12 protein-coding genes are annotated in these 11,624 nt (G+C 63.3%); 3 read left to right on the top strand and 9 right to left on the bottom strand.

Annotated elements, in window-relative coordinates; genetic code table 11:
- The first annotated feature begins 186 nt into the window (after positions 1 to 186).
- On the top strand, positions 187 to 1,182 hold the full coding sequence (locus tag AC1DUB_RS10825) for a class I SAM-dependent methyltransferase (protein WP_477729529.1): 996 nt from the start codon (positions 187 to 189) through the stop codon (positions 1,180 to 1,182).
- A gap of 279 nt (positions 1,183 to 1,461) precedes the next feature.
- Here AC1DUB_RS10825 and AC1DUB_RS10830 read toward each other — a convergent pair whose 3' ends face one another.
- From AC1DUB_RS10830 to AC1DUB_RS10860, 7 genes are all read right to left on the bottom strand, one after another.
- A complete protein-coding gene (locus AC1DUB_RS10830) occupies positions 1,462 to 2,400 on the bottom strand; it encodes a ribokinase (protein ID WP_477729530.1) in 939 nt (312 codons plus the stop codon).
- 132 nt (positions 2,401 to 2,532) lie between these two features.
- The gene (locus AC1DUB_RS10835; protein WP_477716925.1) at positions 2,533 to 3,831 is read right to left on the bottom strand and encodes a TRAP transporter large permease; all 1,299 of its coding nucleotides are present in this window, start codon (positions 3,829 to 3,831) and stop codon (positions 2,533 to 2,535) included.
- Positions 3,828 to 4,307: a TRAP transporter small permease gene (locus tag AC1DUB_RS10840; protein WP_477716924.1), complete on the bottom strand. Its 480-nt coding sequence runs from the start codon at positions 4,305 to 4,307 to the stop codon at positions 3,828 to 3,830. Before AC1DUB_RS10840 ends, AC1DUB_RS10835 begins: the two co-directional genes overlap by 4 nt.
- Before the next feature lie 15 nt (positions 4,308 to 4,322).
- Positions 4,323 to 5,330 carry a sialic acid TRAP transporter substrate-binding protein SiaP gene (locus tag AC1DUB_RS10845; RefSeq protein WP_477716923.1) on the bottom strand — a complete coding sequence of 336 codons (1,008 nt, stop codon included), beginning with the start codon at positions 5,328 to 5,330 and terminating at the stop codon, positions 4,323 to 4,325.
- An 86-nt stretch (positions 5,331 to 5,416) separates the two neighbouring features.
- Entirely contained in the window at positions 5,417 to 6,352 is a 936-nt protein-coding gene (locus AC1DUB_RS10850; RefSeq protein WP_477729531.1) for a dihydrodipicolinate synthase family protein, read from the bottom strand.
- Positions 6,349 to 7,056, bottom strand: a complete 708-nt coding sequence (locus tag AC1DUB_RS10855; RefSeq protein WP_477729532.1) for a GntR family transcriptional regulator — start codon at positions 7,054 to 7,056, stop codon at positions 6,349 to 6,351. Before AC1DUB_RS10855 ends, AC1DUB_RS10850 begins: the two co-directional genes overlap by 4 nt.
- 9 nt (positions 7,057 to 7,065) lie before the next feature.
- Positions 7,066 to 7,512: an RbsD/FucU family protein gene (locus tag AC1DUB_RS10860; RefSeq protein WP_477729533.1), complete on the bottom strand. Its 447-nt coding sequence runs from the start codon at positions 7,510 to 7,512 to the stop codon at positions 7,066 to 7,068.
- Between the two features lie 141 nt (positions 7,513 to 7,653).
- Here AC1DUB_RS10860 and AC1DUB_RS10865 point away from each other — a divergent pair, with 141 nt between their 5' ends.
- Together AC1DUB_RS10865 and AC1DUB_RS10870 are read left to right on the top strand one after the other, a co-directional pair.
- Entirely contained in the window at positions 7,654 to 8,658 is a 1,005-nt protein-coding gene (locus AC1DUB_RS10865; protein ID WP_477729534.1) for an aldo/keto reductase, read from the top strand.
- A complete protein-coding gene (locus AC1DUB_RS10870) occupies positions 8,655 to 9,479 on the top strand; it encodes an amidohydrolase family protein (protein WP_477716918.1) in 825 nt (274 codons plus the stop codon). Before AC1DUB_RS10865 ends, AC1DUB_RS10870 begins: the two co-directional genes overlap by 4 nt.
- A gap of 66 nt (positions 9,480 to 9,545) precedes the next feature.
- Here AC1DUB_RS10870 and AC1DUB_RS10875 read toward each other — a convergent pair whose 3' ends face one another.
- A complete protein-coding gene (locus tag AC1DUB_RS10875) occupies positions 9,546 to 10,490 on the bottom strand; it encodes an alpha/beta hydrolase (protein ID WP_477729535.1) in 945 nt (314 codons plus the stop codon).
- A 108-nt stretch (positions 10,491 to 10,598) separates the two neighbouring features.
- Positions 10,599 to 11,591, bottom strand: a complete 993-nt coding sequence (locus AC1DUB_RS10880; RefSeq protein WP_477716916.1) for a Bug family tripartite tricarboxylate transporter substrate binding protein — start codon at positions 11,589 to 11,591, stop codon at positions 10,599 to 10,601.
- Positions 11,592 to 11,624: the final 33 nt, after the last annotated feature.

The raw sequence follows: 11,624 nt of genomic DNA on the forward strand, positions 1-11,624 counted from the left end.
TCCAGGTCGCACAAACTTAAACAAGCACCTCATTACAGAGGGTTACTACCGCTCATCTCATGAGCGATAGAGTGGCTGCGTGCGCAACCGTTTGGGTCGAGCTTTTTCACCATTTCATACGCGGTCGCACAAATGGCTGGCAAGTGCGCTTGCTTTTCCATGCGCGTTGAATGTGCGACTGCACCCGTGACCTTCGTCCGGCGTGCTCCCCCGGCGTTCACCGTATTCCTTTTTACACACGGAACGTCAATGCCTTATCGCCCTGTCATGAAATCCCGAAACCACTGTCCCGGCTGCCTGTCGGATTCGCTGTCTGTCGTCTATGAAGAGTCATATGGCGGCCCGGGCATCAGGAACTACATGGCGAGGCACTACGAAGGCAATGCCGGCGACGCTGCGGATGCCTGTTCCTACGAACTGGTACGCTGCAACAGCTGTACCCTGGCTTTTCAAAAACAGGTGCCTGATGACCGGTTGCTGGACGAAATCTACAACGGCTGGGTTCCCGGAACCGAACTGGACAGGACCCACCGAAACTACAGTCTTGACGACTACCGCTACCTGGCCGAGCAGGTTCAGTATGTCATTCAATACTTCGGCGTTCCACCGGGTGAATTGAGTGTTCTTGACTTTGGGTTCGGATGGGCACACTGGTCCCGCATGGCCATGGCGTATGGCTGTGATGTGTATGGTGTTGAGCTGTCTGAGGAACGCCTTCGGCATGGCCAATCGGTGGGGATCAAGGTTGTAGAACTCGCCGATCTACCCGCTAAAAAATTCCGCTTCATCCATACAGAACAGGTCTTCGAGCACCTCACTGAGCCCCGGGCGGTTCTTGAGCGCCTGGCGCAGGCTCTGGCTGTGGATGGACTCATCAAAATCAGCGTGCCCAACGCAGGGCCTTCGCTGAAAAAGCTGGCCCGGCATGGTGATTTCAATGCCCTGTCGCCAGCGCATCAAATGCCCATCGCGCCGCTTGAGCACGTCAACGCCTTCAATCACGATTCACTGGTTGCGTTCGGTAAAACGCTGGGCCTGAAGCCCGTACGGCCAAATTTCTTCAAGCTGTACAACAGCGCATCCGGCCTGCTTGCAGCCAAAAACCTCGCGCGTGTTCTTGCGCGTCCTTTCTATCGGCACATCTTTCCCCGCAGCACGTTCGTCTACTTTGAGCATGCCTAGTACTCCGACCCAGAAATATCGAAACATGAAAGCGCGCCTTCGAGCCCATGCCGTCGTTGCAAATCCTCGCCATAGCTACGGCTATGTCTGCGGTTTGCGCCTAGGCCTGGGCCCGAATCCATCGCTTTCATTGTGTTCCGATACCTCTGTGTCGAAGTACTAGACCTCGCTGCAACTAGGCAGGGTGCTTTGTGCTATAAAAATAATAGCGAATATGGCCATGTGCATGGCCGTTTGATTGGAGCATGGCGGCGGATTCAGCGCCTGAAGCCGGGCGGATTATTGCCCGGCGACCTGGTCCATCATGGCCGCAACATCTGCGCGTACGGGAATGCCGTCAATGGCACCGCGTCGGGTCACCGACAGCGCCGCCGCGGCATTGGCCCATTGCATGGCGCTCGCGAGTGGCTCGCCGCGTGCCAGGGCCGCTGCCAGCGCACCGGTGAAGGTGTCGCCGGCGCCTATGGTGTCCAGCACGGCCATGCTGCGACCGGCGAGGCCCGTCGGGGCATGCCCGCTTTGATACAGACGACAGCCGGCGGCGCCCAGCGTCACCAGCACGGCGCGGGTACCACCTGCCAGCAGGTGATTTGCGGCGGCGTCCACCGACCCTGAATGCGCCGCACCGGCGAGCTGATAGAGCTCGCTTTCGTTCGGCGTGAGAACGTCGACCAGTGCCAGCAGTTCTTCTGGCAGGGGACGTGCCGGCGCTGGGTTCAGCAGGGTGATGGCCCCGGCCTCTCGGGCCAGCCTGAAGGCCTGCAGCGTGGCTTCTACAGGCACTTCACAGGATGCCATGACGACGCGGCAGCCGCGCAGAACACTATGGGCCGCCTGTACCTGCGGTGCGCCCAAGCCAGAACCCGCACCGGGGCACACCGCAATGCTGTTGTCGCCATCGTCATAGACCAGGATCTGGGCCACGCCACTGCGCTCGCCGGCGGCGCGCTCGACATGGTTGGTGGCAATGCCTTCGGCGTGCCACAGCGCCATCCCCATGCGCCCGAAGTCGTCATCGCCAATGCGGGCGATGAGCGCGACACGCGCACCCTGGCGGGCGGCCGCGACGGCCGCATTGCTGCCTTTGCCGCCCGGGCTGACGTTGAACGCACTGGCCATCAGCGTCTCGCCGCGGGCAATGGGCCGTGCCACGTGCGAAATCAGGTCGGCATTCCAACTGGCCACGCAGACCACCTCGGCATTCACGTCGTCATTCATATCGCGGCATCCTTGGTGAAGCGCCAGATGTGAGGCGTGCCCGATGCCGCCAAGCGGACGCCGCGGAACCGGCTTTGCCGGGCCGCTGGAGTCGCCCCTTGAGGGGAGGTGCCGCAGGCGCTTCGGGGAGAGTCATTTCGCTCCGTAGCCCATGGTTTGCGGCAGCCACAGCACAATTTGCGGAAAGCATGTCATGGCCAGCAGCAAGAGCAGCAGCATGACCAGGAAAGGCCAGCCTTCCTTCATCATCTCGCCAATCGGGATGCCGGTCAGCGCCTTGGTCACAAACAGCAGCATGCCAAAGGGCGGGTGAATCAGGCCGATCATCATGTTGAGCACCACCAGCACGCCAAAGTGCACCAGGTCCACGCCCAGCAGCTTGGCGGCGGGCAGCAGCATGGGCACAAACACCAGCAGCAGCACAGACACGTCGAGAAAGCAGCCCAGCACCAGGAACATCACGTTGACCAGCAGCAAAAACTTGATCTGCGAGAGGTGCATGCTGTCGACCCACATGGCCATGGCCTGCGGCACGCCTTCGGCCGTGAACGCATAGTTGAGCATGAAGGAGCCCGCCAGGATCATGGTGATCACGGCGCTGCCGCGGGTGGACTCCATCACCACGCCCCAGAAGGCACGCCACGTCAGGGCGCGGTAGACCACGCCGGCCAGAATCAGCGCATGAAAAGCAGCCACGGCGGCGGCTTCCGTGGGGGTGAAAATTCCGGAGTAAATGCCGCCCAGCAGCACGATGGGCATGGACAGCGGCAGGGCGCCGCGAAACACGATGGCCGGCCATTCGCTCAGCGGGATTTTGTCCTCTCGCGGCATGTTGCGTTTGACGGCAATGAAATGCACTACCACCATCATCAGTATCGCCATCAAAAAGCCCGGCACCACGCCACCGAGAAACAGCGCGCCGACCGAGGCGCCCGACACCAGTGCGTAAATCACCATGGGAATGGAAGGCGGGATGATGGGGCCCAGCGTGGCGCTGGCCACGACCACGGCACCCGCAAAGCCGCGTGTGTATTCCGGCTTTTTAAGCATCTGGCGAATGGTGACCAGGCCGGGCCCGGCCGCGTCGGCAATGGCGCTGCCGCTCATGCCCGAGAACACCACGCTGACCAGAATATCCACTTGGGCCAGGCCACCGCGCACACGCCCGACCAGAATGCGGCAGAAGTCAAAAATACGTTCACTCACGGTGCCGGCGTTCATGATGTTGGCCGCAAACACGAAGAGCGGAACGGCCAGCAGCACGTAGCTGTTGTAAAGGCCATTACCCACCTGCTCGGCCACCAGGCCGATGTCCTGCCCCTTGACCATCAGGTAGGCAATGCCGGAGGCCAGCATGGAAAAGCCGATGGGCATGCGCAGCAGCATGCCGCCCGCCAGCACGAGAACTAGAACGAGGATTCCGGATGTCATATGCGCAGCTCCGCTTCAAGACCAATACCCCGAATCGCGTTCCAGATGGCCCACGCAGAGCGAACAACCAGTGCCGCCAGCAGCAGCACAAAAGGCAAAAAGACCCACATGAAGGAAAGGCCCAGCACGGGCGTTCCTTCGCGGGCCATGAAATGGACATAGTCCCAGCTGGCCGGAATGCCGCAAAGCGCCAGGCCGCCAATCGTGAGGTTGCCGACGATCTGCATCACCTGCCGTGCACGCTGGCTGACGCTGTTCCAGAGCAGATCGAACACCACATGCTCACGCTCGGGAACGACGAACGCCGCCGCCCAGAGAATGACCCAGACATACAGGATCACGGCGGCTTCGTCGGTCCATGCCATCGGCTTGTTGAACCCGAACCGTGCCGTGACCTGGATCACAAACACGATAAACAGGGTCAGGAATAACCCGCCGCCGATCAGGTCGGCGGCTTTTTTTGGCCAGGTTTTCATGCTTTGACGGGGTGCTTACTTGGTGGCGTTGATGCGTTCAAGCAGGCCTTTGGGCCAGCTCTTGCCGTACTCGGAGTTCAGGTAAGTGGCCTGCACCGACTTGCGGAAGGCGTCCACATCGGGCGTGGTGACCTGCAGACCCTGCTGCTTGAAGAAGTCAACCAGTTGCGCTTCTTCCTTGATGCGGTTCTCGTTGTTGTAGCTGGAGGCGGCCTGCGCAGCCGCCTTGACCTTCTGCTTTTGCGTTGCGTTCATGGCGTTGTACGCCTTGTTGGAGATCGCAATGAAGATGCCGTCCACCAGATGGCTGGTCAGCACGATCTGCTTGGTCACTTCATAGAACTTGGCGGCACGCACGGAAGGCAGGGGATTGTCCTGACCATCGATGGTGCCGGTTTTCAGGCCCAGATAGACCTCGCCAAAAGCCAGGGGCGTGGCGGTGGCACCCAGTGCTTCACCGAGGAACAGCCATTCCTTGGAGCCGGGCATGCGCAGCTTCACACCCTTGAGGTCGGCAGGGGTCTTGACATTACGCGCCTCACGCAGGTTGACCTGCCGGGTGCCGAGGTACACGGTGGACAGCGGCGTCACATCCATTTTTTCAGACACCGTCTTGAACATCTCGGTGCCAATGGGGCCGTTGAACACTTTTTGCTGGTGGTCCGGGTCGCGCACGATGTAGCCGGCGGTAAAGACCGAGAACTCGGGAATCAGCTTGGCAATGTCAAAGGCGGAGATCGAGGAGAGCTCCAGATTTCCGCGGGCCATGGCCGCCGGCTCGGTTCCCTGCTTGAACAGCGACGCGTTCAGATTGATCTGCACGTCGAATTCGCCGGGCGCGCTTTTCTCCAGGTTGTCCTTGAAAACGGTCCACATCTTGGCATGCCAGTCGTCGGGAACGGCCGGCGTGGAGACGCGCAGCACCATCTTGTTTTGCGCCTGCGCGGCGGGCAGCAGGGCGCCCATCAGCATGACGGCAGAAGCGGTGGCCAGCAGGGTGCGGCGAAGCAGGGAAGTTTTCATGGTGTCTCCTTTGTCGTTAATCGTTAAGTTGCTTGCAAACTCGTTGAATACGGGCTGAATGCGGATCAGGCAGTGTTTGATGCGGGTCAGTCGGATTTTGTATCAATACCGAACGCAGTGATGCTCTTTTCGAGCGCCTTGAATTCGTCGGGCGTCAAGGCAACCAGCGGTGCACGCACACGCAGCCAGGTCTGGTCACCGCTCAACATGGCCATGATGCCCTTGAGCGCCGGCATAAGGGAATAGCCCTCGAGCAGGCCGAGCAGCTTGATGATGCGCTCGCGCTCCGCAGGCGTGGCCGGAGCGTCGGGCTGCGTTACCAGGCGCTTGACCACCCGCGGCATGAAGTTGGCCAGGCCGCTGATGGCGCCCGTGCTGCCACGCCGCCCCATTTCCGGCAGGTCGGGCTCGAAGCCGACGTACACCGTCAGGTCTTTCATGAAAGCCTCGGCCAGGCCCACGGAATGCGCCGTGTTGCAGGCGCTGTCCTTGATGCCCAGAATCGTATTGGGGTACATGTTTTTCAGCGTGGCAATGACATGGTGCGACAGGCCGACGCCGGTGACTTGCGGGATGTGGTACAGGTAGAGCTTGAGCCTGTCGTCGGCCAGCCCGTCAATCACATAGCGGTAGCAGTCGATGACACCCTGGTCTGAAACGCCCTTGAGGAAGAAGGGCGGCAGCATCAGGCAACCGTGCACGCCGGCATTCACGGCATGGCGCGTGAGCTCCAGGGTTTCAGGCAGGGCTGCGCAGCTGGTGGAGACCATGATCTGAGCAGCAGGGATGCCATTTTTAATCAACTGGTCAATCGCTTCCTTGCGCTCGGCCAGGGAAAACGAAGGCCCTTCGCCGGTGGTGCCAAAAGCGGTGACGCCGGGGCAGCCACTGGCGATCAGCGACTTGCAGTGGGCTGCGAATTTGGCATGGTCAATGCTCAGGTCGGCATGCAGCGGCGTGAGCAGGGCGGGCCAGATGCCACGGAAAGCCCGCGATTTGGTGGAAGTTTGGGGTTCGGTCATACAAGTTTCTCCAAAGACCACGGCATGTCCGGCCGCGGCAGTCCGAGTACGCGACGGTGCGCACTCTCGATGTGGTGGCTCAGGCGGTCGACCACGGCTTGCGGGTCGCGCCGCTTGAGGGCGTCTATAAACCAGAGGTGCTCTTCCATGGCGGGAATCAGCACTTCGGGTGAAAGGGTGGAGCCTTCGAGCTTGATGAGGCGCACGCGCAGGCTGTTGATGCGGTAGACCTCGGAAATCAGCTCGTTGCCCAGCGCGTCAATCATCAGGTCGTGCAGACCCCAGTCCACTGCGGTGGCATCCTTGAGCAGGTCGTCGTCGATCGCCGCCTTGCGTGCCCGCCGCACGATGTCCAGGTGCGCCTGCTCGATGGCGGCCAGGTCGCGATCGGACACGGTGGTGACAAAGCGGCTCGCCGCCTCGCGCTCAAGCAGCCGGCGCAACTGGAAGGCGTTGTTGATCAGCTTCAGGTCGACATGGGCCACCTGCAGGCCGCGCTGCGGCACGGTCTTGAGCAGGCCTTCGGCCTCCAGGCGTGGAATCAGCTCGCGCACCGCGCCCAGTGGCATGCCCAGCAGTTGCATCAGCTCGCGCTGCGAGATGAACTGGCCGGGCCGGATGTTGGCGTCGACGATCTGCTGCTGAAAGCTCTCGTAGGCCTGCGCGCGCAGGCTGGTGGGAGCGGGGTGGGTCGTGCTGTTCATATCCCGCGCTCACTCGCTGTCGCTGGCAATGACGCCCTTGCGCAGCACGATGTTGCCGTACTTGCGCTGCTCGCCGGTCTGCAGGATCAGGTAGGCTGATCGCGCGCGTTCGTAAAAATCAAAGCGCTCCAGCGATACCGCAGGACGCTCGCCTGCCTGGGCCAGCGCCGACGCAAATTCGGCCACCGGCTCGGGAATGGCGGTGGCATTGCCGACCATCTGCATGGTCCAGGCGGCATCGGGCACAAAATCATCCAGCGGGAGCAACTGCAACACGGCCTTGAGGGCTTGCGGTGCGCTGGCGCCCGCGAGCTGCACCAGGCGGGCGCCGCTTTGCTGCGCCACACGCGCCGCCGGAAAATTGGCATCGACAATCGCCACATCATCACCATGACCCATGCTGGCCAACGCGTGGAGGGCGTCGGGTGTGAGCAGTGGCGGAATGTTTTTCAGCATGGAGTGGCGCAGAGAGGGGCCGGTTTTGCGTGAGCTGGGCGCTTGTGATCAATAAAGTGGTCGAACCACGGGATTTCCCCGTGTTCATGACTGACATGTTAGCTATAACATAGTTGAACTTTTATCAGGATTTACCCTGCCATGTCGTCTTTTTTTCCTCCTTGCGCCGCCAGCCGGCTACGCCTTGGCCTCGGCGGTGCGCCCCTGGGCAACCTGTTTACCGCCGTCACCGATGACGATGCCCGGGCGCTGGTCGATGCCGCCTGGGCCAGCGGCTGCCGCAGTTTTGATACCGCGCCGCACTATGGGAACGGCCTGTCGGAGCGCCGGCTGGGCGACGCACTGCGCCGCCATTCGCGTGACGAATTTGTGCTGTCCAGCAAGGTGGGGCGTGTGCTGCAGCCGGATGCCAGCGCGCCGCGCGCCCAGCATGGCTATGTCGACATCCTTCCTTTCCGGCAGGCCTGGGACTTCAGCGCGGCGGGCACCCGACGCAGTGTGGAAGACAGTCTGCAGCGCCTCGGCCTGTCCCGGCTGGACGTGGCGTATGTGCATGACCCCGATGCCGCGACCCACGGCGCGCGTGCGCCAGAGGTGCTTCGGCAGGTCATTGACGAAACCCTGCCCGCCCTGCGCCAGCTCCAGCAGGAAGGCCTGGTACGCGCCATCGGCCTGGGCACCAACGACGTGGAGGTGGTGCTGCAGGTGCTGCGTGAGGCCGACCTGGATGTGTTGATGCTGGCCGGACGCTACAGCCTGCTGGACCACAGTGCGCTGCCCGAACTGCTGCCGCAATGCGTGGCGCGCGGCGTGCGCATTGCGCTGGGCGGCGTTTTCAACTCGGGCATTCTCGCCACCGGAACCCGTCGCGGCGCGCCGACGTTCAATTACGCGCCGGCCGCGCGGGCGTGGGTGGAGCGCACCGCGCAGATCGAAGCGGTGTGCGAGGCTCACGGCGTGCCGCTGCGCGCAGCAGCGCTGCAATTTCCGCTGGCGCATCCGGCGGTGGAGATCGTGATGCTGGGCGCCCGGCAGGTGGCCGAGTGGGAGGACGCGCTGGCCATGCTGCAACACCGGATTCCGCCCGATTTCTGGGCGGAGCTGAGTGAGCAGGGCCTGCTGCCTGCCGAGGCCCCCACGCCATGAGCATCGACGCGCATTTTCATTGCTGGCAACTGGCCCGCGGCGATTACGGCTGGCTGAATCCCGCCCTGGCGCCGATCTACCGTGACGTGGCCGTGAGCGACTGGCAGGCCCAAGCCACCCCGCATGGTGTGACCGGCGGCGTGCTGGTGCAGGCCGCACCAACAGAAGCTGAAACGCATTTCCTGCTGGCGCAGGCCGATGCCCATCCGGCGGTGCTGGGCGTGGTGGGCTGGGTGGATTTGCTGGCTGCCGATGCGCCAGCCCGCATTGAGGCGCTGGCGCGGCATCCGCGCCTTAAAGGTTTGCGACCCATGCTGCAGGACATCGATGACGCCGAATGGATACTGCAGCCCGCGCTGGCACCCGCATTGCGTGCCATGTCGGATTGCGGCCTGGTGTTTGATGCCCTGGTCAAGTCGGCCCATCTGCCGCACATCCTCACGCTGGCCCTGCGCTACCCGGATTTGCGCCTGGTGATTGACCATGCGGCCAAGCCCGCCATTGCGGCGGGCGAGTGGCAGCCCTGGGCCGACGGCATCGCACACATCGCTGCTGAAACGCAGGCGATGTGCAAGCTTTCCGGGCTGATGACCGAGGCCGGCCCGTCACCTCTGCCCGGCACGGTGCGGCCTTGGGCTGCGCATGTGCTGGCTTGCTTCGGTGCCTCGCGGCTGGTATGGGGCAGCGACTGGCCGGTGCTCGAACTCGCCGGCAGCTACAGCCAGTGGCGAAGCGAAACACGGCAGCTCCTGGCCGGGTTGAGCGCGGAGGAGCAGGCCGCCATCCTGGGGGGAAACGCCAAACGGCTTTACCGGCTTTAAGGGCCGCAGGAAGCCCAGGTTCTTGCCCCTGCCGTGCGCGCATACGACGCTCGGGTCGATAGCCGCTTATTGCCCCCGAACAAAACCCAACAGCGCATCACCCACTGAGTGGTCGTCGCTGTGAATCGAGTACGCCTCCGACATATGGCTGTGGGCTGCAAATTCGACAGAGCGGAAGCTTTTCCCCGCCTTGCGCAAACTGTCGCGAAGCAGTTCGCCCTGCTCCCGGAATGGCGGTGGATCAAGCTCCGCACTGCCTACCCACAAGGGCACAGGCGTGGCCCGCAAGCCCTCGAGCGAGGAGCGCTCGGCGTACTTGTCGGTATCGGTGCCAAAGTAGCGCGGATAGGTTGGGGATTGCGCCACCAGCTCGGGGGTGATGCGATAGACGCCCGACAGGAGCATTGCGCCGGCCAGGCCGGATCCCGGCACGCGATGAAACTCCGGCTTGGCGACATAGGCAGCGACGTGTGACGCGCCCGCGGAATGGCCGAAAAGGAAGACGCGCGCCGGGTCGCCGCCTCGGTGAGCAATGTTCTCATGCACCCAGCGGATGGCTTGGCCGATGTCTTCGGCGCCCGCCGGCCAGGGGTTCTTTGGCGCCAGCCGGTAGCTCATGTTCACCCCCACCATCCCGTTGCGCAGGGCCCAGAGCATGACGTTGTCATAGAACGGACTGCCCGGGCCCGTGCGCCGATTGCCACCGACAAAGGAGCCGCCGTGCACGAACACAAGCACCGGCTTGGCGGCATTGGTGCCGACCGATGACCTGAAGACGTCCAGTAGATGACGCTCGTCCGGGCCGTAGGCGATGTCGCGTTCGACCAGCGTTTCCACATAGGGCTCCTTCGCAAGGCTGCGGGCCGCATACAGCTGGGCGGTTGCGGCCGGGTTCACCACCGGACCCATGGTTTTGAGCCTTTCGGCCAGGTCCGGCGGCACTTGGGCCGGTGCCAGACCGGCCGCGGCGGCAAGGGCCGTGGCCAGGGTAACTCTCGTGATGGCATACATGCGTTGGTCCTTTCGCTTTCGCAGCGGGGTTTGCAGGCATGCAGCAGCCCGACCCGCTGCATTCAGGGGGCTGCACAGTGAAGGGGCAGTTGTGACTGTCGGGCGACGTCAGCCGGGCTTGATGTGTGCGCGCTGAACCACGTCGCGCCAAATGGGGGTCTCGCTGCGGATCGCGTCCGCCATCGCTTCGGGTGAACCGGGCGCAACCACCCGGCCCGTGGATTCGAAGGCGTCGCGCAGCGCAGGCGACAGCACGGCGCGCGCCAAAGCGCCGTTCAGGCGCCGCACCAGGGCTGGTGCCATGTTCGGCGGCCCGACCATGCCCACCCACACGGTGCCTATGCCCGCCACCCCCTGTTCCGCGAACGTCGGGACGTCGGGTAGCGCCGGCACCCGGTGCGCGCCACCGATGACCAGCGGTCGCAGCTTGCCGGCCCGGATGTGCGGCAGCAACGGCATGACGCCTTCGAGCATCAGTTCCACCTCGCCGGCGAGCACGGCCGTGGTCGCAGCTGCTCCGCGATAAGGGATGTGCTGTACCTCGGCGCCCACCGTGGCCTTGATTTGCTCCATCGTCACATGCCCGGGTGAGCCGTTGCCCGGTGTCGCGTAGCGGTACCTGTCGGGGTGCGCCTTCAGCAGGTTGAGCAGTTCTTGCCAGGACTTCGCCGGCACGGCAGGATGCACGACCAGGACTTGAGGGCCGGTGAACAGGATTCCCAGATGCGTGAAGTCCCGTAGCGTGTCGTAGGGCAGCGTCGTGAACAGGCTAGGCGCGGCGGTCATCTGCACCGCATGAACCAAACTGAGCGTCAGGCCATCGGCAGGTGCCTGTCGCAGTGCGATAAGGGCCTGGATGCCACCGGCAGAAACCCGGTTGTCGATCACGACGGCCTGACCGGTTTGCTGCTCCAGGGCATCGCCGATCTGGCGGGCCGCGACATCCATCACCGTGCCCGGCGCCGCGCCGACCAGGATGCGCAGCGGCGGGGGCTTGCCAGTCTGTGCCTGGCACGGTGCCCACAGGCTGGCAAACGTGCCCGCGACGGCAACCATCGCCTGGCGGCGCGACTGCACTGGAGGTGTTCGGCAGGTATCCATGGTGGTACAGCAATGAGTATTAGCGCCACTGTA

It is taken from the genome of Polaromonas sp. P4_F9 (assembly GCF_056401235.1).